Genomic DNA, 18,696 nt, shown 5'->3' with positions numbered 1-18,696 from the left:
ACCGCACAGCGGAGGTCACCCTGTTCAGCATCACCGTCCGCGATCACGTGATGATCGCCCACAGTTTCCGCGGCGAGGTCTTCGGTCCGGCACAACGTCTGCATGGAGCAACGTTCCTGGTGGACGCAACGTTCAAACGTGCCGAACTCGATTCGGACAACATCGTCGTCGACATCGGACTGGCCACCCAGGAGCTGAACAAGGTCCTGGCAGCGTTCAACTACCGCAACCTGGACGAGGAACCGCAGTTCGCGGGCATCAACACGTCCACGGAGTGGCTCGCGAAGCACATCGCCGACCAGCTCGCGGAGCGGATTTCCGAGGGCGCTCTCGGTGAGGGTGCTCACGGCATCGATGCGATCGCCGTCACACTTCACGAGTCCCACGTGGCGTGGGCCGGCTACGAACGTGCACTTCGTACTGCCGGCTGACGTCGACGATCCGGCCAGTCCCAGCGGCGGCAACGTCTACGACCTCAGGGTCGGAGCAGGGCTCACCCGCCTGACCGTCGCTGGTGACTGGCCGCGTCCGCACGACACCGCACCGCTGCGGCAAACGCTTGCGCAGATCCCGGACGGCGACGTCGTGCTGATCGACGGCCTGGTCGGGTGCGGTGTGCCCGAGGTGGTCGTCCCGCACGCCCAACGGCTGAGGCTCGCCGTGCTCGTGCACCTGCCGCTCGCTGACGAGACCGGGCTCGACCCCGCGACGGCCGCGCTGCTCGACGAGCAGGAACGGCAGGTCCTGCGGGCGGCGAGCGCGGTCATCGCCACCAGTCCCACGGCCGCCCGCAACATCAGGACCAGGCACGGGCTGGAGAACGTGCACGTGGTCGTTCCCGGCACCGATCCGGCGCCGCGCGCACCCGGCACGGACGGCGTCAGCCAACTGCTCTGCGTTGCCTCGATCACACCTCGAAAAGGCCACGACCTGCTGATCAGGGCCCTGCAGAAGATCGACTACGAGTGGCGCCTCGACTGTGTGGGACCGGTTCGGCCGTTCGTCCGGCAGCTGCCGGAAGATGATCGGGTCAGCTTCCGCGGACCGCTCACCGGCGAGGCTCTGACCAGGGCTTACAGCGACGCCGACCTGTTCGTGCTGGCGTCGCGCAACGAGACCTACGGCATGGTCGTCACCGAGGCGCTCGCGCGCGGTCTGCCGGTGATCGCGAGCGCCGTGCCGGACGCGCTCGGCGACGGCGGCCTGCTGCTCCCGCCGGGCGACGAAAATGCCTTGGAAGCTGCACTGACGCGCTGGTTCCAAGATCAGGAATTCCGCGCCGAACTGCGTGTCAAGGCACTCGAACGGCGGACAAATCTGTCCACTTGGGACGAATCCACAGAGGACCTGCGGAGGGTGCTGGCTAGTCTGCGGCCATGACCTTCGCGCCGGAATGGCTGGCCCTGCGGGAAAACGCCGACGCTGCCGCACGCTCGACCGCACTCGTGGATGTGCTCCGCGAAACACTGGTGAACCGAAACCGGCTGACGATCCGTGACCTGGGTTGTGGCACGGGATCGATGGGACGATGGCTCGCCGGGAGGCTCGGCGGTGTGCAGCACTGGGTGCTGCACGACCGCGACCCCCGGCTGCTCGGGCTGGCGGAGGCCAGCATGAGCGCCGTCGAGAACGTCACCGTCGAAACGCGTGAGGGCGACCTCACGTCCCTGACCGCCGCCGACCTCGCGGGCGCTGACCTGGTCACCTGCTCCGCGCTGCTCGACTTGCTCACTACCAACGAGATGAACGCTCTGGCGGTTGCATGCGTAGAAGCACATGTGCCCGCACTGTTCACGCTCTCGGTGGCAGGCCGGATCGAGTTCGACCCGGCCGAGCCGCTCGACGCCGCCTTCCAGGACGCGTTCAACGCGCATCAGCGCCGCGTCGTGGACGGGCGCCGGCTCCTCGGACCGGATGCTCCGGCCGCTGCTGAACAGGCATTCGTGGCAGCCGGCGCTTCGGTTCGAACGGATTCGAGCCCGTGGCGGATGAACTCCGACGCCCTCCAGCACGAATGGCTGAAGGGCTGGGTCGGTGCGGCGGTCGAGCAGGAACCAGCACTTGCCGCGGAAGCGCCTGAGTACCTGCGTCGCAGGTCACAGGCGAGCGCGGTGGTCCACCACGTCGACCTGCTAGCGATACCGAGGGCTGTCTGATGAAGAAGTTCTGGCCGTGGCTTCGCCTGTTGCTGGCGGTGGCGATCCTGGTTGCTGTGGGCCTGCGCCTCGGTACCGGGGCGTTCGTGGACGGACTGCGCGCGATCGACGCGTTCTCCGTCGCCGCCGCGCTGGCGATCGGGTTCGCGACGACGTTGCTCAGCGCCGGCCGCTGGGTGATCGTCGCGCGCCGCCTCGGCCTGTCGCTGTCCCTGCGCACCGCGGTCAGCGACTACTACCGGGCGCTGCTGGTCAACGCCGTGCTGCCCGCGGGCGTGCTCGGCGACGTGCACCGCGCGGTCAACCACGGCCGTGAGTCCGGCGACGTCGGACGCGGCGTGCGCGCCGTGTTCTTCGAGCGCTTCGCCGGTCAGCTGGTGCTCATCGGGATCGGGCTCGCGGTGCTCCTCCTGCACCCCGCGCCCGGCTTCGACGTCGCGCCGAACGGCCTCACCATCACACTGGTCCTCACCGGTCTGGCCGTGGCCGCGGTCGCCGGCTGGCAGATCAGGCCCGTGCGCCGGGTCCTGGTCAACACGCTGGCGGACGGCATCCGGCTGCTGTCGTTCAAGACCTGGCCCGCGGTCGTCGGACTGTCGGCCGCCACGGTCGCCGGGTACGTGGCGATGTTCGTGGTCGCCGCCCGTGCCGCCGGGTCGGACGCGACGATCACGCAGCTCGCGCCGGTCGTGGTGCTGGCCCTGCTGATCATGGCCATTCCGGTCAACATCGGCGGGTTCGGGCCGCGCGAGGCGTTCCTCGCGGTGGCGTTCGGGGCCGCCGGGCTCGGCGCCCAGCACGGCTTCACGACGGGCATCGTCTACGGCGTGCTGGCGTTGATCGCGGCACTGCCCGGCGCGGTCGTGCTGTTCCTGTCACGCCGTACCAAGGTCGAAAAGGCCGAGGTAGTGGCGGAACGAGTCCACGAGTCCCGCGAGCAGGAGCTCGCCCTTGTGCGCTGACGCCAGGGACGGCCGCCCGATGACGCCGGAGGACGTGTACGGCGCCAGACCCAGGGTGAGCATGTGCCGCCGGTCCTCCGCCAGGTGGTCAGCGGTTTCGTAGCCGGGACGGATGAGATCGGGGTGAGCGTGCAGCAGGATCGAGGTCTCCAGCTCACCCGCGTGCATGTCGCTGTACGCCGAGGTCTCGATGCCGGCCTGCTCCCGCGCGAAAGCCCAGTCGTCCCGTCCCGGGAACAACGCCAGACCTTCGCCCTCCTGCACGATGTTCGACAGCACGTAGTTGCCGCCGTGGCCGTTCACCAGGACCAGGCCCGTGACACCGGTGCGCCGCAACGAGTCCGCGACGTCCGTGATGACTGAGATCAACGTGCTCGCGGAGATGCTGACGGTGCCCGGCCAGTCGGCGTGTTCCTGCGAGCACGAGAACTGGATCGGCGGCAGCAGCCGGACCGGGTACTTCGCGGCGATCTCCGACGCGATGGTCCAGGCGATCACCGAGTCCGTGGCGAGCGGCAGGTGCGGGCCGTGCTGCTCGGTGCTGCCGACCGGGAGCACGGCCACGCGCTGGTCGCGGACGTCGACCGTGGTGTCACTCGGAAACATGGGGCTCAGGGTAGTTAATGTGGCTGTAGTCAATCCGGTGGCACAGCGCCGGAATCTCCCCGTCGGCCAGCTTCGGCATCACGTCGGGGAGCTCCTCGAACGCGCTGTTGCCCGTGATGAGTGCGTCGAACCGGGCGTCGGCGAGGAGATCGAGTGCGAGCGCCATGCGTTCGGCGTAGGTGCGGTCCGGCCGGCCGACCGTGCCGACCTGGCTGCTGCGGATCGTCAGGCGCCGCGAGTGGAAGTACTCGCCCAGCGGAACCGCGATCTTCTTGTCGCCGTACCAGCTCAGCTCGACGACCCGGCCTTCCGGGGCGAGCAGGTTCAGCGCGGTGGTGAGGCCCGGTTCGGTCGCGCTGGCGTGGAAGACGAGGTCGCAGCCGTCGAGAGCGTTGGCCGGCAAGGCGAACCCGACACCCAACTGTCGTGCGATGTCCTCGCGGCTGGGATCGGCGTCCACGAGCTGGACACGTGCGCCGGGGAACGTTGCGATGACCGCCGCGATGCTCGACCCGACCATGCCACCGCCGACCACCGCGATCCGGTCGCCGATCAGCGGATGCGCGTCCCACACGGCGTTCACGGCGGTCTCGACCGTGCCCGCGAGCACCGCCCTGGCCGCCGGAACCGCGTCGGGCACCGGGGTCACCGAGCTTTCCGGGACCACGTAACGAGTCTGATGTGGATAGAGGCAGAACACCGTCCGCCCGCGCAGTTGTTCGGGCCCGTGTTCAACGACGCCCACGTTGAGGTACCCGTACTTCACCGGCCACGGGAACTCGCCCTCCTGGAAAGGAGCCCTCATCGCCGCGTACTGGTTCTCCGGCACGCCACCGCGGAAGACGAGGGTCTCCGTGCCGCGGCTGACCCCGGAGAACAGCGTGCGCACCGCGACCTCACCCGGCCCCGGCTCGGCCAGCGCGACCTGCCGAACCTCCCCTTTTCCGGATTCATTGAGCCAAAAGGCACTCGCCGTACGTGTCACTCACAACACCTCCGCCGCACGAAGTCCACTAGGGGCACCTGATGATCACACTTCAGCACACCAGGGCATCCGCTGTCGTACGAGAGCCTGCCGCGTGGGCGGCGGCTCAGGTACTCCTGCTGGGTGTGGTCGGTGCCACGGCCGGTCTCGGTCCGCTCGGCTGGGCCGCCGGGCTCGCCTACGGGTTCGCCACCTGGGCGTTCCTCGGCTACGGCATGCAACGCCACCGCACGGCGTCGCTCGGCCCCGCTGACCGGGTCACGCTGGCCCGCGGGCTCATGGTCGGCGCCGTGACCGCGTTGGTCGCAGATCGTGCTGGTCAGGACGTTCCGGTGGCGCTGGTCGTGACGTTGGCGGCGGTCGCCTTGTCACTCGACTGGGTGGACGGTCAGGTCGCGCGCCGCACCGGTACGTCGACCGCGCTGGGTGCGCGGTTCGACATGGAGGTCGACGCGTTCCTGATCCTGGTGCTGAGCGCGTACGTGGCCGTGCAGATGGGGCCGTGGGTGCTCGCGATCGGGCTCATGCGGTACGTGTTCGTGGCCGCGTCGTGGAAGTTCCGCTGGATGAACGCGCCGCTGCCCGCCAGCTACGCGCGCAAGGTCGTGGCCGCGGTGCAGGGCATCTTCCTCGTCGTGGCGGCTTCGGGGGTCATCCCGTTCGCGGCTGTGCTGGTCGGCCTCGCGCTGGCATCGCTGGTGTGGTCGTTCGGCCGCGATGTGCGGTGGCTCTGGCGTCACGCAGGAGTTTCGGTGGGAGGATCCCGTCATGTCTGAGCAGACCTCAACCGCCGCGAAGATCGGCAACGTCGTCGTCTGGATCCTGCAGATCCTGCTCGCCGTGCAGTTCGTGCGGAACGGCTGGGCGTTGTTCGGCGACGACTTCGTGAAGAAGTTCGACGACATCGGCTTCGGCCAGTGGTTCCGCTACTTCACCGGCGTGCTGGAGATCGCCGCCGCGATCGGCCTGGTCATCCCGCGCATCTGCGGCCTCGCGGCGCTGGCTCTCGCCGGCATCATGACCGGCGCGGCGCTGACCGAGTTCTTCCTCGTGACCAACGGCGGATTCGACGACGCGCTGATGCCGATCATCTTCGTGATCTGGTCGCTGGTGATCGCCGTGTACCGCCGCGAGCAGATCTTCGGAGTGCTCAAGCTGGTGCGGAAGTGACTTTCGGGAAGTAGCGCAGCACCGCGACGTCCCCGAGTTTCGTGACGTCCTCCAGGTGGAATCGGCGGGCCGGTCCACCGGGGAATTCGGCGGGATTCACGAAACGCGGGGCCGTCGCCTGTCCGATCAGCATCGGCGCGACCGCGATCCTGATCTCGTCGGCGAGTCCCGCCGCGAGGAACGCCGTGTGAATGCTCGTGCCGCCTTCGACCATGAGCCTGCGCACACCACGTGCGCCCAAATCGTCCAGAATTTCTGAGAAATCGCTGAAACTCTTGGTTTCCGCGAGGTGGTCGACCGTCGTGGTCTCGCTCTTGGTGTAGACCAGCCGCGCGCCGCCGCAGTGCCAAAACCGCAGCTCAGGGTCGAGTTGTCCGCTTCTCGTGATGACGACCCGCAGTGGGAACTCCGGTTTGCCGTCCGCTATTCTCCGCGCACGCCGCTCGTCGCTGTAGACGAGCAGTCGCGCGTTGTCGCGGCGCAACGTCTCGGCCCCGGCCAGAATCGCGTCCGACTCCGCGCGCATCCGGTCGACGTGGTCGAAGTCCTCCGCGTTGGAAAGCGGAAACCTCTCGGTGCCGCGATCATCGATGTGGCCGTCGAGGCTGACGGCGACGCTCAGCAGAACGTGCGGGCGGGTCACAGAGGAGATGGTAGTGCAGTTGAACCGGTCGCGGGTCGTGCCGCGTTTTACCTCATAGGTCAGGAAAGGGGATTCTCGGTGAGGATGTTGCTGCGTCGGACGGCCACGCTCTTGGCGGCGCTGTTCGTGTTGTTCGTGCTCACCGCACCGAGCGACCTGGAGAAGTTCACCTTCGAGGCGTTCCTGCGGGTGCCGCTCGAAGGCCTCGTCGGCGTGCTGGTCCTGGTGCTCGTGCCGGACCGGTTCCGCAAGCCCCTGGCCATCGCCGGCGGTGCCGCGCTCGGCGTGTTCACGGTCGTCAAGATCATGGACATCGGGTTCGACATGGTGCTGTACCGGCCGTTCGACCTGGTGCTGGACTGGCCGTTGCTGGCGCCCGCCCTCGACTTCGTGGACGTGACGTTCGGCCGGTTCGCCTCCGTCCTGGCCGTGGTGGCCACACTGGCGCTGGTCGTCGGCATCGTGCTGCTGGCCGCGGTTTCCGTGCTGCGCCTCAGTTCTGCGGCGGCGGGCCGTCGCCCGGCGGCGATCCGCGCGGTCGCACTGGTCGCCGTGGCGTGCGTTTCGCTTGCCGTGCCAGGGATTCCGGTCTATTCGGACGCTGCCGCCACCTCGCTGGTCGATCACGCGCGGCGGGTTCAGGTCGGGTTGCAGGACCAGGAGACGTTCGCCGCCGAGGCGTCCGTCGACGCCTATCGCGGGCACCCGGGACTGCTGTCCTCGTTGCAGGGCAAGGACGTCGTCTTCACGTTCGTGGAGAGCTACGGGAAGTCGGCGCTGGAACTCCCCGACGTCTCGGCGAAGCTCGCTGACGGCAACTCGCGTCTCAAGGCGGCCGGGTACAGCGCTCGATCGGCGTTCCTGACCTCGCCGACGGCCGGTGGCGGCAGTTGGATGGCGCAGGCGACGCTGCTGTCCGGGCTGTGGATCGACAACCAGCAGCGCTACCGCAACCTGGTGGCGTCGGACCGGCTGACGCTCCCGCGCGCGTTCCGCGAGGCGTCGTGGCGTTCGGTGGGCGTGGTCCCCGGCATCACACAGGCGTGGCCGGAAGGCGACTTCTTCCACTACAACGAGATCTACGCCGCACAGGACCTCGGCTACAACGGCCCGCGCTTCGGCTACGCGACGACCCCGGACCAGTTCACGCTGGAGTCGTTCCAGCGCAACGAACGTTCGAAGCAGCACGGCCCGGTGATGGCCGCGATCCCGATGGTCTCCTCGCACGCACCGTGGTCGCCGACCCCGGACTCGGTGGACTGGGACAAGCTCGGCGACGGCTCGATCTACCGCACCATGCCGGCCTCGGACGACCCGCCGGAGTCGATCTTCGGCCGCGACCCGGCCGCCGTGCGCGCCGACTACGGCCACTCGATCTCGTACTCGCTGGAGTCGGTGATCTCCTACGTCGAGCGATATGGCGACGAGAACCTCGTCTTCGTGTTCCTCGGCGACCACCAGCCGGCGCAGATGGTGACCGGTGAAGGAGCGTCGCGGGACGTGCCGATCACCATCGTCGCCAAGGATCCCGCGGTGCTGTCGCGGGTCGAGGGCTGGAAGTGGGACGACGGCATCAGGCCGGGAGGATCGGCGCCGGTGTCGAAGATGAGCGACTTCCGGGACCAGTTCCTCTCGACCTTCTCGCCACCCAGGCCCTAGCTCGGGCCGTTCGAAGAACGATTCCAGCACCACGATCGTCTGCGTCCCGGTGACGCCGTCGACGGCGTACAGCCTGCGCCGGACGACGCCCTGTTCCCGCAGCTTGCAGACCCGTTCGTGGGCGGCCCGGCGGACAGCCCGACCGCCTTGCCGAGCGCGGCGTAGGCCTGGGTCGCGTTCCGCTGCAGCTCCACGAGCAGAATGCGATCTACGTCATCAGGTTCGAAGAACTGCGGGGTAGCACGTGGACAAGGTCAAAGCGGACTTCGTCGCTCTGGACGACCGGTTCGCCCGCGTCAACGGCGACGAGTGGATCCAGCGGCTGCACACCGGCTGCCGGTGGACCGAGGGGCCCGCGTACTTTCCCGCGGGCCGCTACCTGGTGTTCAGCGACATCCCGAACGACCGGGTGCTGCGCTGGGACGAGTGCACCGGCGCCGTCGGTGTCTTCCGCGAGCCGGCCGGGTTCCACAACGGGCACACGGTCGACCGCCAGGGCCGGCTCGTCAGCTGCGAACAGGGCAACCGCCGCGTGACCCGCACCGAGCACGACGGCTCGACCACCGTGCTCGCCGAGACCTACCGGGGCAAGAGGTTCAACAGCCCCAACGACGTCGTCGAGTCGGCGGACGGCGCGATCTGGTTCACCGACCCCAGCTACGGGATCGACAGCGACTACGAGGGACACCAGGCCGAGAGCGAGATCGGCGCGTGCCACGTCTACCGCGCCGATCCGGTCGACGGGTCCGTGACGATCGTGGCGGACGACTTCTCCCGGCCGAACGGGCTGGCGTTCTCGCTCGACTCCTCGCTGCTCTACATCGCCGACACCCGCCAGAACCCCAGTCACATCAGGGTGTTCCGGGTGGAGGACGGCAAGGCGCTCTCGGGTGGCGAGATCTTCGCGACCAGCGACGCCGGGGGTTTCGACGGCATCCGCGTCGATGCCGCCGGACGGGTCTGGGCCGCCGCGCACGACGGCCTGCACTGCTTCGCCCCGGACGGCACGCGGATCGGCAAGCTGCGGATCCCTGAGGTGTGCTCCAACCTGACCTTCGGCGGGCCGCGGCGCAACGACCTGTTCATCACCGCGTCGAGCTCGGTGTACACGCTGCGGGTGAACTTCTCGGGGCCGCGCATCTAGGCGGCCCCGGTCCAGAGGGGTCTCAGCCCATCGTCTTCTGGCCGTCGATCGTCTCGCGGATGATGTCGGCGTGGCCCGCGTGCTGCGAGGTCTCGGCCACGATGTGCACGAACACGCGCCGCGCCGACCACATCTTGCCCTCGGGGAACCACGGTGCGGCCGGCAGCGCGTGCGAGAGGTCCATGTCCACCGTCTCGACCAGCTTGTCGGTGTAGGCCGCGACCGCGTTGTAGCGCTCGATGATGCTCGCGAGGGTCTCGCCCGGCTCCATCCGGAAGTTGGCCTCGTGGTTCTCGTAGTCCGTCGACTCGGGGTCGGACGCCATGGCCTCGGTGCCGTGCTCGATGAACTTGACCCAGTTCTCCTCGACCGACGCGACGTGCTTGATGAGGCCGCCGATCGACAGCGCGCTGACCGTCGGGCTGGACGCGGCCTGCTCGTCGGTGAGGCCCTGCGCGGTGAACGTCAGGAACCAGCGGTGCTGCCGCAGGGTCTCGAGGAGGTCCGCGCGCTCGCCGGTGAGGATCTCGGTGGTGGTCATCGCTCTTGTCCTTCGCTCGTTTGTCCCGACATGAAGGACTCTATGACCGCTTGAGGTCAGCTTGTGTCCTAGACGAGCGGCCGCTCAAGCGAAATTCGAGCGCGGTTCAAGCGATCCGAGCCTGACCTGGGCGTGACTGTCGGTCACTCAGCCGAAAGTGCACTCATCGGTCGCGCAGGTAACCGTCGTCGGGCCGGTCGACGCGGCCGCCGCCCTCCTCGGTCTCGTCGATGTGCATGGCGGTCTCCTCCGCCGCGGTGACGTGCTCGCTCGCGCCGGCCTCGACCGCGACCGCGTCCGGCTCGTCGTCCACGGGCTCGCCGCCACCCTCGGGCGTGGTGAACTGCTGGTGTTCGGTCATGCCCTCGTGGTTTCCGCCGAGCCGGACGCGCAAACGCGCGTCCGCCCGACGTGAGCTTTGCCAGACTCGTGGCGATACTCCAGGATCGCCCGCCGCCACGTCTTGAACAGGGCCCTGCGGGTCGGCGGGCGTTGCCGAGCACGCGGTCACGACGAGCAGCAGGGACCGGACGAGACGCATACCGCTCGTCACCGTGGACGACAGGTACCTGCAGCACAGCGACCTGACCATGCCGCCGGGCAAGACGTTCTCCAGCACGGGCCTCAACGACGCGCCGTGGGTCGGGCCGTACGTGCGAGACCTGTCGCTCGCCACGCAGGACTACCACGCCGCCAACCTGCTCACCCGCGTCGATCGCGACACGGTCCGGCTGGTGGAGCAGGAGGAGAACGAGGGCAGGGTGGTCCGCATCGAGCAGACCGCGCCGTCGTTCGGTCAGCGGGGGCACGTCACCGCCGTGTACAGCCAGTGGGCACCGCGCCGGACGTGCTGGGCCCCGCTGCCGAAACCGTCGCTAAACCGTCGGAGGTCGTCGTTAAGGTCGGCGCATGATGGCTCAGGATCTCCAGCGGTACCTGCAGGACTCGCGCAACTCCGTCGTGTCCTCTTTGGACGGATTGAGCGAGTACGACGTGCGCCGCCCGCTCGTGCCCAGCGGCACCAACCTGCTCGGCCTCGTGAAGCACCTGATCGGCATCGAGTTCGGCTACCTCGGCGACAGCGCGGGCCGTCCAGCGCCGGTCAAGCTGCCGTGGAACGAGGACGGATCGGTCTGGGAGAACGGCGACATGTGGGCCAAACCGGACGAGAGCCGCGAGTACCTCCTCGACCTCTACCGCGCGGCCTGGAAGCACAGCGACGAGTCGATCGCCGAACTGCCGCTGGACGCACCGGCCTCGGTGGAGTGGTGGGCTGAGCACAAGCGGGAGACCACGTTCGGGCACCTGCTCGTGCGCGTCGTGGCCGAGACCGCGCAGCACGCCGGCCACTGCGACATCGTGCGCGAGCTGATCGACGGACGATCCGGCGCGGACAACCCCGACGGCTTCTACGACCTGGTCCTGAGCATGGCGAGCGCCCCGATCACGGGCCCCGGCACGAGCAGCAGGAACGCGTAACGCCAGGTCACGAGCTCGGCCATGAGCGGAACGAGCTGGATGCTGACCACCGTCAGCCCGAAGCCGATGGCGGTCAGCGCGGTGAGCGCCGTCCCGACGTAGCGCGGGTCGGCGACCTCGCTCAACGACGTGCTGAACACGCCGGAGTCGGCGATCACCGACGCACCCCACACCGCGCAGAACGCGATCAGCAGCGGCGTGCCCCAGGCCAGCGGCGAGAACAGGCAGCAGAGCCCGCTCACCGTCAACGCACCGACGGCGGCGGGCGCGCGGCCGAACCGGTCCGCCGCCCAGCCACCGACGAGGCAGCCGGCGAAGCCGGCCACGCCCATCGTGAGGAACACCGTGAGGCCAACGGGTTCCCGAGCGCTCAGCAGGAACGTCGGCAGCCACGTCCACAGCGCGTACAGCTCCCACATGTGCCCGTAGTAGCCGAGGTTCACCAGCCGAGGCTTGCGTTCGCGGAACATCTGCACGGCGTAGCGCGGGTTGAGCTGGGCGGTCGCCGTGGTGAGGAACGGTCCCGGCCGGACGAACAACAGCGCCGTCAGCGCCCCGAGGAAGGCGATCGCGGCCGCGCTGACGAGCACCTCGCGCCACGGCAGTTGCCCGAACACGTGGGGGAGCGCGCTGCCGAGCGTCAACGCTCCGATCAGGACCCCGAGCGCCCGGCCACGGGTCCTCGTCTCCGACCAGGACGCCATCAGCTTCATGCCCACCGGGTAGACGCCGGCCAGCGCCACACCAGTCAGGAACCGCAGCGGAATCGCCATCGCCAGACCATCCGCGGTGAGCCCGAGCACCAACGTCAACGCCGCACCCGCCGCCGCGGAGATCGCGAGCAGCAGGTGCGGGCGGACGCGGTCGGCCAGGTTGAGCACCGTGGCGCCGACCGCGCCCGTGACGAACCCGAGCTGCACGGACGCTGTCAGCCACACCGCCGCGCCCGCGCTGATGCCCCACTCGGTGCGCAGCGACGGCACGACCGCGGACATCGAGAACCACACGGCCAGGCCCAGGACCTGGACGAGTGCGATGGCGGCCCGTTGGATCAGCACAGCACCTCCTGTGCGGTGGATTCTGCAACGGTCCTGCCGTCGCCGCCGACCTTGTCGAAAGTAAGGGTCACCCGGTTCCGATCGGCAGAGGCGCCCGTACCGCGATCTTCCTAGCTTCGATTGGGTGACTTGGCTGGTGATCGGCACCGACGCGGTGCTGGGTGTGTTCGTCCTGATGTTCGGCTGGCTGGTGCTGAAACACCGGCTGCGCGCTTTCCTCGCGGGCGCAGGGGTTGTGCTGGCCTACGCGGTGAGCGAGGTGATCAAGCTGGTCGTGCAGGAGGAACGGCCGTGCCGCACAGCACCATCGCTCGCCGAGTGCCCGGCTCCGGGTGACTGGTCGTTCCCCAGCAACCACTCGGTGGTCGCCGGGGCGTCCGCGATGGCGATCTGGGCGCTGCACCGGACGCTCGGCTGGGTGGCGGCGGTGTGCGCGGTTGCGGCAGCGGCGTCCAGGGTCGTGGTCGGTGTCCACTATGTACACGACGTTCTGGCCGGACTGTTGCTCGGCGCGCTCGTTTCGTGGGCGATTGCGGCTGTGCTGAAGAAGAAGCGGACCGAGGATGACGCGCCGACCGTGGTGCTGCAGCGGCTGGGATGATGGGTGCTGTGTGGGAGGCTGTGCTCTACCTCGTCCTGTTCGTGGCGGCTTTCGTCGTCGTGCGCAACAGGCCCGCGGTCGCACTGGGAATCGCGCTGGGGGCGTGGCTCGTCTGCTACCTCGTCAGCGTCGAGTTCGACGCCAGGGTGATCGCGCTGGCGCCCGCGCTCGCGTTGGTCAGCTTCCTCTCCGGCCGGCACGCGGAGGACCCGCGGGCCACCGCGATCGCGCTCACCGTCGCCGAGATCGCCGGTGTCGTCGTTGCTCTGACCGAGCGGGGAGGCAGTGACACCGCGCTCGCCGTCACGTCCGGCGTCGGGGTGCTCGGCGTGGTGCCGTGGGCGTTCGGGCGGTTCCGCAGGAGGTACGCCGAGCTGCAGGACGTCGGCTGGGAGCACGCCGCACTCCTCGAACGCGACGCCGACAACGCCCGCGACGCCGAACGAGCCCGCCTCGCCGGGGAGATGCACGACCTCGTCGGCCACGAGCTCGCCAGGGCCGCGTTGCTGGTCGGGGCTCTGGAACTGGAGCCGACGCTCACCGCCGGGCAACGCGAAGCCGCCAAGACCGCGCGAGCCAGCGTCACGGCAGCCGCGGAACGACTGGCCGACGTCATGCAGGTGCTGCGCGCCGACGAGGACGAACCCGTGGCGACGATCGAGGAAGTGGTCCAACGGAGCGGCCTCGACGTCGAACTGAGAAACCAGCGCACACAAGAGCTCGACGGGATCATCGCCAGAACCGTGCACAGGGTCGTCGCCGAAGCGCTGACCAACGTGATCAAGCACGCCCCCGGTGCGAAGGTCGCCGTCACGCTCACCGAGCACCTCGAGCTGCGGATCACCAACGGACCGGCGCCGAAGACGACCGCGGTGGGCAGCGGCAAGGGACTCGTCGGCCTGGCCGAACGCGTCGCGCTGGTCGGTGGCTCGTTCGACGCCGGACCGAAGGACGGCGGGTTCGAGGTGAGGGCAAAGCTCCCAGAACGGCCACTCCCGAGAACGACACCCACGCACGTGCGCAGACAACGCACCGAGGCCGAGATCAGAAGAAGCGCCAAACGCACTGTGCTGATCACGTCGGTCGTGTGTGTGGGCATCGCGATCGGTGTGCCGGGCTACATGGTGTTCGACGCGGCGACGTCGGTGCTCACGCAACAGCAGTTCGCGCAGGCCGAGCTGGGCGACCACGAGGACGATCTCGACCTGCCGCTGCGCACGCGCGTCGACAACCCGCTCGGCGTCACCGCGCCGGCGAACGCCGAGTGCCGCTACTACTCCACGCACGCCAACCCGTTCGACAACCAGGGAGACGACCTGCACCAGCTGTGCTTCCGCCAGGATCGGCTCGTGTCCAAGCAGTGGCTCGCGAGGAGGAGCGGTTGATCAGGGTGGTGCTCGCCGACGACGAGCCCGTCGTCCGGTTCGGGGTGCAGGCCGTGCTCGCGACCGCGAAAGACATCGAGGTGGTCGCGGAGGCGGAGAACGGGCGCGAGGCGGTCGACCTGGTGGCGCGGCACCGGCCGGACGTCGCCGTGCTCGACATCCGCATGCCGGGACTCGACGGGCTGGACGCGGCCAACCGGATCCGCCGGCACCATCCGGACACGAAGACGTTGGTGCTGACCACGTTCGCCGACGACGCCTACATCAGCAGGGCGCTCGGGGAGGGCGCGGCCGGGTTCGTGCTGAAGACCGGCGACCCGCAGGAGATCATCTCCGGGGTCCGCGCCGTCGCGAGCGGCGCCGCCTACCTGTCACCGCTCGTCGCCAGGCGCGTCGTCGACCAGCTCGCGACCACGCGTCCCCGCCAAGGTGCGAAGCAACGGATCGAGGTGCTGACGGCCAGGGAACGCGAGGTGCTCGGGCTCGTCGGCGCCGGGCTGTCCAACGCCGAGATCGCCGCCCGCATCCACGTCGTCGAGGGCACCGTGAAGGTGTACGTCAGCACCATCTTCCGGCAGCTCGGCGTCCGCAACCGCGTGCAGGCGGCGATCATCGCGCACGAGTCGGGGATCATCCCCGCCTGATCAGGCCTTCGCGCCGATGCCCGAGATCGCCCGCACTTCCATCTCCGCCGCCAGCTCCGCCATCTCGGGCTCCGGCTTCGAGAAGATCGTGGCGAGGAACCCGCACAGGAACGAGAACGGGATCGACACGAGACCGGGGTTGCCCAGCGGGAACCACGCGAAGTCCACGTCCGGGAAGATCGACGTCTTCGCGCCGGACATCACCGGCGAGAAGATGATCAGCACCAGGCACGAGCCCAGGCCGCCGTAGATGCTCCACAGCGTGCCCGTGGTGTTGAAGCGCCGCCAGAAGATCGTGTAGAGGATCGTCGACAGGTTCGCGGACGCGGCCAGTGCCAGCGCCAGCGACACCAGGAACGCCACGTTCTGGCCGTTCGCCGCGATACCACCGATGATCGACAGGATGCCGACCACGACCGCGGTCAGCCGGGCGACCCGGATCTCCCTGCGCGGCTCGGCGTTGCCACGCTTGATCACGTTCGCGTACACGTCGTGCGCGAACGAGGCGGACGCCGCCAACGTCAGACCGGCGACCACCGCGAGGATCGTGGCGAACGCCACCGCGGACACGACGCCGAGCAGGACCTCGCCACCGATCCGGAACGCCAGCAGTGGTGCGGCGGAGTTCTCGCCACCCGGCGCCGCGGTGATGGTGTCGGTGCCGACCAGTGCCATCGCGCCGAAGCCGATCACCAGCGTGCACAGGTAGAAGATGACCATCGTCCAGGTCGCCCACACGACCGAACGACGGGCTTCCGACGCGTTCGGCACGGTGTAGAAGCGCATCAGCACGTGCGGCAGCGAGGCGATGCCCAGCACCAGCGACAGGGCCAGCGAGACGAAGTCCAGTTTGGACATAGCACTGAAACCGTACTTCGCACCGGGATCGAGCACGGCCTCGCCGAGCTTGTTGTTCTCGGTGGCCGTCTGCATGATCTCGGACAGGCTGAAACCGAACTTGCCCAGCAGGAAGATGCTCATCAGCGTCACGCAGAGCAGCAGCAGGACGGCCTTGATGATCTGCACCCAGGTGGTGCCCTTCATGCCGCCGACCAGCACGTAGAGCACCATGACCATGCCGACCACCGCGATCAGCAGCGCCTGTCCCCACTTCGAGGACACGTTGAGCAGCAACGCGATCAGCCCGCCGGCGCCGGCCATCTGAGCGATCATGTAGAAGAACGAGATCACCAGGGTGGCGTTCGCGGCGGCCGCGCGCACCGGGCGCTGCTTCATCCGGAACGCCAGCACGTCGCCGACGGTGAAGCGGCCGGTGTTGCGCAGGCCCTCGGCGATCAGCAGCAGGCCGACCAGCCACGCGACGACCCAGCCGACGGAGTAGAGGAACCCGTCGTAGCCGTGCGCCGCGATACCGCCGGAGATGCCGAGGAACGACGCGGCCGACAGGAAGTCACCGGAGAGCGCCACGCCGTTCTGGGCGCCGGTGAACGAGCTGCCCGCGGCGTAGTAGTCCGACGCCGTCACGTTCCGGCTCGAAGCCCGGTAGACGATGTACAGGGTGATCAGGACGAACACCGCGAAGACGCTGAGGTTCAGCACCGGGTTGCCGGTGGTGGGCATGCCTTACTCCTCGACGCCTGTCTTCTCTGCGAGCAATTTGCGCTGCGGGTCCAGCCGTCGCTTTGCGTAACGGGCATAACCGAGCGTGATGAGGATCGACGTGACGAACTGCCCGAGTCCCAGCAGGATCCCGAGGTTGATCACACCGATTACCTTGATGCTGACGACGTCTTTCGCATACGCGGACAACAGCACGAACGTCAAGTAGGAAGCGAGGAACAACACGGTCATCGGGAAGACGAACGCGGTGAGTCGCCGGCGGAGGGCGCGGAATTCGTCGGTCTGCTGAATCAACGCGAAGTTCGGTTTGCCGTTCGAATCGACGTACGACAAAGCCTCGGGGTCGTCGAACGACGCAAAACCCCGTGATTCCCGATGCTCGTGCTGCGTTTCTCCAGGCGACCACATCGCCTTGGTCATGTACCCCTGCCCCTCGTCGTGCGGCGCCTACTGTAGCGCTCTCACGTGTGCAGTCAACGCGCCGGAGTACCGGGAAACGGGCAAAACCGGACACTGCATTCGTCTCAAATGGTCGGACCGAGGGTAGCTCGTGACTGTTAGCCCGGAGTTACCTGAGAGTTGCGTCGCATGCAACGGTGTTCGACAGTGTTTCGACGGCGTTCGACAGGTCCAGACCGTTGTCGCACGTGTGCACCTGGCCTAGGATCAGCCGGTCCGCGTTTTTGGTGACGGTTGGGGATATAGTGGGGTTCTTAGCGCGCGAACGCACAGTCGCGCCTCCCGGATGGAACCGCTGGCTCGTTCCGCCCGCAGCACTGGCGATTCATCTCTCCATTGGTCAGGCCTACGCCTGGAGCGTCTTCAAGACGCCTCTGGAGAAATCTCTGGGTATCACGGGAACGCAGTCGGCTCTGCCCTTCCAGCTCGGCATCGTGATGCTCGGGCTCTCGGCCGCCGTGCTCGGCACGACCGTGGAGAAGCGGGGGCCGCGCTGGGCGATGTTCATGTCGCTCGTGTGCTTCTGCTCCGGTCTGCTGATCTCGGCGGCCGGCGTGTGGGCCGGCCTGTACTGGGTCGTCGTCCTCGGCTACGGCCTGATCGGCGGCATCGGTCTCGGCATCGGCTACATCTCGCCGGTCTCGACGTTGATCAAGTGGTTCCCCGACCGGCCCGGCATGGCGACCGGTATCGCGATCATGGGCTTCGGCGGCGGTGCCTTGATCGCCTCCCCGTGGTCGACCTCGATGCTGACCGCGTTCGGGAACACCTCGACCTCGGGCATCGGCAAGGCCTTCCTGATCCACGGCGTCGTCTACGCGGTCTTCATGACCGTCGGCGTGCTGCTGATCCGCCTGCCCTCCAAGGAGTTCACGCAGGAGAAGGCGGAACTGCTCAAGGACAAGCCGAAGGCCACCGTCGCGTTCAACGTCTCGGCGAACAACGCGATCAAGACCCCGCAGTTCTGGCTGCTCTGGGTCATCCTGTGCTTCAACGTCACCGCGGGCATCGGCATCCTGGAGAAGGCCGCGCCGATGCTGGTCGACTTCTTCAAGGAGTCCTCGACGCCGGTCATCGCGACGGCCGCCACCGGTTTCGTGGCGCTGCTGTCGGCAGCGAACATGGCTGGCCGGTTCGTCTGGTCGTCCACCTCGGACATCGTGGGGCGCAAGAACATCTATCGCCTCTACCTCGGTGTCGGCGCGCTGCTCTACCTGGTGCTGCTGACGATCGGCTCGTCCAGCGTGCCGCTGTTCGTGGTCGCCGCGATGGTGATCCTCACCTTCTACGGCGGCGGTTTCGCCACGATCCCGGCCTACCTGCGGGACCTCTTCGGCACCTACCAGGTCGGCGCGATCCACGGCCGCCTGCTGACCGCGTGGTCGGTCGCCGGTGTGCTCGGGCCGCTGATCGTCAACGCCATCGCGGACGCGGGCAAGAAGGCCGGACACACCGGTCCGGACTTGTACACCACGTCGTTCTACATCATGATCTCGCTGCTGGTCGTCGGTTTCGTCGCGAACGAGTTGGTCCGCCCGGTCAACCCGAAGTTCCACGAGCCCGCGGCGGCCGAGGTGACCGACAAGCCCGAGCCCGAGACGGACGACGAGGCCACGGTCGCGA

General features: G+C 68.2%; 21 protein-coding genes and 1 pseudogene. 13 read left to right on the top strand and 9 right to left on the bottom strand.

The annotated features are described in order from the left end of the window. Window positions 1-20 precede the first annotated feature (20 nt). From DI276_RS19855 to DI276_RS19840, 4 genes are read left to right on the top strand one after another with little or no spacing between them, the layout of a single operon-like run. Window positions 21-431 (top strand): 6-pyruvoyl trahydropterin synthase family protein, encoded by a 411-nt coding sequence (locus DI276_RS19855; protein ID WP_112265495.1) that lies wholly within the window; start codon window positions 21-23, stop codon window positions 429-431. Further along, complete coding sequence (locus tag DI276_RS19850; protein ID WP_112265493.1) at window positions 355-1,380, top strand: glycosyltransferase family 4 protein; 1,026 nt, start codon at window positions 355-357, stop codon at window positions 1,378-1,380. The genes DI276_RS19855 and DI276_RS19850 overlap by 77 nt, the downstream gene beginning before the upstream one ends. Then, a complete protein-coding gene (locus DI276_RS19845) occupies window positions 1,377-2,156 on the top strand; it encodes a class I SAM-dependent methyltransferase (RefSeq protein WP_112265491.1) in 780 nt (259 codons plus the stop codon). Before DI276_RS19850 ends, DI276_RS19845 begins: the two co-directional genes overlap by 4 nt. After that, window positions 2,156-3,118, top strand: a complete 963-nt coding sequence (locus DI276_RS19840; protein WP_112265489.1) for a lysylphosphatidylglycerol synthase transmembrane domain-containing protein — start codon at window positions 2,156-2,158, stop codon at window positions 3,116-3,118. Before DI276_RS19845 ends, DI276_RS19840 begins: the two co-directional genes overlap by 1 nt. On the opposite strand, the gene DI276_RS19835 is transcribed toward DI276_RS19840, so the two are convergent. Further along, entirely contained in the window at window positions 3,032-3,724 is a 693-nt protein-coding gene (locus tag DI276_RS19835; RefSeq protein WP_198680759.1) for a creatininase family protein, read from the bottom strand. The genes DI276_RS19840 and DI276_RS19835 overlap by 87 nt on opposite strands. Continuing rightward, window positions 3,711-4,709, bottom strand: coding sequence for a zinc-dependent alcohol dehydrogenase (locus DI276_RS19830; protein ID WP_112265487.1), 999 nt, complete (start codon window positions 4,707-4,709; stop codon window positions 3,711-3,713). Before DI276_RS19830 ends, DI276_RS19835 begins: the two co-directional genes overlap by 14 nt. A 41-nt stretch (window positions 4,710-4,750) precedes the next feature. Here DI276_RS19830 and DI276_RS19825 point away from each other — a divergent pair, with 41 nt between their 5' ends. Next, complete coding sequence (locus tag DI276_RS19825; protein ID WP_112265485.1) at window positions 4,751-5,485, top strand: CDP-alcohol phosphatidyltransferase family protein; 735 nt, start codon at window positions 4,751-4,753, stop codon at window positions 5,483-5,485. Beyond that, window positions 5,478-5,879: a DoxX family protein gene (locus DI276_RS19820; RefSeq protein ID WP_112265483.1), complete on the top strand. Its 402-nt coding sequence runs from the start codon at window positions 5,478-5,480 to the stop codon at window positions 5,877-5,879. Before DI276_RS19825 ends, DI276_RS19820 begins: the two co-directional genes overlap by 8 nt. Here DI276_RS19820 and DI276_RS19815 read toward each other — a convergent pair. Then, entirely contained in the window at window positions 5,860-6,522 is a 663-nt protein-coding gene (locus DI276_RS19815) for a RibD family protein (RefSeq protein ID WP_112265767.1), read from the bottom strand. The genes DI276_RS19820 and DI276_RS19815 overlap by 20 nt on opposite strands. An 84-nt stretch (window positions 6,523-6,606) precedes the next feature. Here DI276_RS19815 and DI276_RS19810 point away from each other — a divergent pair, with 84 nt between their 5' ends. Continuing rightward, window positions 6,607-8,181 (top strand): alkaline phosphatase family protein, encoded by a 1,575-nt coding sequence (locus DI276_RS19810; RefSeq protein ID WP_112265481.1) that lies wholly within the window; start codon window positions 6,607-6,609, stop codon window positions 8,179-8,181. Here the strand turns inward: DI276_RS19810 and DI276_RS19805 are convergent. Further along, complete coding sequence (locus DI276_RS19805) at window positions 8,178-8,375, bottom strand: AsnC family protein (RefSeq protein WP_232836766.1); 198 nt, start codon at window positions 8,373-8,375, stop codon at window positions 8,178-8,180. The genes DI276_RS19810 and DI276_RS19805 overlap by 4 nt on opposite strands. Window positions 8,376-8,425: 50 nt before the next feature. On the opposite strand from DI276_RS19805, the gene DI276_RS19800 reads away from it, so the two are divergent. Beyond that, window positions 8,426-9,325: an SMP-30/gluconolactonase/LRE family protein gene (locus DI276_RS19800; RefSeq protein WP_112265479.1), complete on the top strand. Its 900-nt coding sequence runs from the start codon at window positions 8,426-8,428 to the stop codon at window positions 9,323-9,325. A gap of 22 nt (window positions 9,326-9,347) precedes the next feature. On the opposite strand, the gene DI276_RS19795 is transcribed toward DI276_RS19800, so the two are convergent. Further along, window positions 9,348-9,866 (bottom strand): DinB family protein, encoded by a 519-nt coding sequence (locus DI276_RS19795; RefSeq protein WP_112265477.1) that lies wholly within the window; start codon window positions 9,864-9,866, stop codon window positions 9,348-9,350. Between the two features lie 163 nt (window positions 9,867-10,029). Then, window positions 10,030-10,542, bottom strand: a complete 513-nt coding sequence (locus tag DI276_RS50075; protein ID WP_157984812.1) for a hypothetical protein — start codon at window positions 10,540-10,542, stop codon at window positions 10,030-10,032. A 233-nt stretch (window positions 10,543-10,775) separates the two neighbouring features. On the opposite strand from DI276_RS50075, the gene DI276_RS19785 reads away from it, so the two are divergent. Continuing rightward, entirely contained in the window at window positions 10,776-11,345 is a 570-nt protein-coding gene (locus tag DI276_RS19785) for a DinB family protein (RefSeq protein ID WP_112265473.1), read from the top strand. On the opposite strand, the gene DI276_RS19780 is transcribed toward DI276_RS19785, so the two are convergent. After that, entirely contained in the window at window positions 11,276-12,403 is a 1,128-nt protein-coding gene (locus DI276_RS19780; protein WP_232836765.1) for an MFS transporter, read from the bottom strand. The genes DI276_RS19785 and DI276_RS19780 overlap by 70 nt on opposite strands. Window positions 12,404-12,527: 124 nt before the next feature. Between DI276_RS19780 and DI276_RS19775 the strand changes: the two genes are divergently transcribed. From DI276_RS19775 to DI276_RS19765, 3 genes are read left to right on the top strand one after another with little or no spacing between them, the layout of a single operon-like run. Continuing rightward, window positions 12,528-13,004 carry a phosphatase PAP2 family protein gene (locus tag DI276_RS19775; RefSeq protein ID WP_232836764.1) on the top strand — a complete coding sequence of 159 codons (477 nt, stop codon included), beginning with the start codon at window positions 12,528-12,530 and terminating at the stop codon, window positions 13,002-13,004. An 8-nt stretch (window positions 13,005-13,012) separates the two neighbouring features. Further along, window positions 13,013-14,389 carry a sensor histidine kinase gene (locus DI276_RS19770; RefSeq protein ID WP_157984811.1) on the top strand — a complete coding sequence of 459 codons (1,377 nt, stop codon included), beginning with the start codon at window positions 13,013-13,015 and terminating at the stop codon, window positions 14,387-14,389. Continuing rightward, window positions 14,386-15,033, top strand: a complete 648-nt coding sequence (locus tag DI276_RS19765) for a response regulator transcription factor (protein WP_112265760.1) — start codon at window positions 14,386-14,388, stop codon at window positions 15,031-15,033. Before DI276_RS19770 ends, DI276_RS19765 begins: the two co-directional genes overlap by 4 nt. Here DI276_RS19765 and DI276_RS19760 read toward each other — a convergent pair whose 3' ends face one another. Together DI276_RS19760 and DI276_RS19755 are read right to left on the bottom strand one after the other, a co-directional pair. Continuing rightward, entirely contained in the window at window positions 15,034-16,614 is a 1,581-nt protein-coding gene (locus DI276_RS19760; RefSeq protein ID WP_112265469.1) for a solute symporter family protein, read from the bottom strand. A gap of 3 nt (window positions 16,615-16,617) precedes the next feature. After that, on the bottom strand, window positions 16,618-17,034 hold the full coding sequence (locus tag DI276_RS19755; protein ID WP_112265467.1) for a DUF485 domain-containing protein: 417 nt from the start codon (window positions 17,032-17,034) through the stop codon (window positions 16,618-16,620). A 284-nt stretch (window positions 17,035-17,318) separates the two neighbouring features. On the opposite strand from DI276_RS19755, the pseudogene DI276_RS19750 reads away from it, so the two are divergent. After that, window positions 17,319-18,647, top strand: a pseudogene (locus DI276_RS19750) (OFA family MFS transporter); the annotation flags it as partial. Between the last annotated feature and the right edge of the window lie 49 nt (window positions 18,648-18,696).

It is taken from the genome of Lentzea terrae, assembly GCF_003265345.1.
GTDB classification, from domain to species: Bacteria; Actinomycetota; Actinomycetes; order Mycobacteriales; family Pseudonocardiaceae; genus Lentzea; species Lentzea terrae.
The sequence above is the reverse complement of the archived record's forward strand: the minus strand, read 5'-3'. Positions and strand labels throughout refer to the sequence as shown.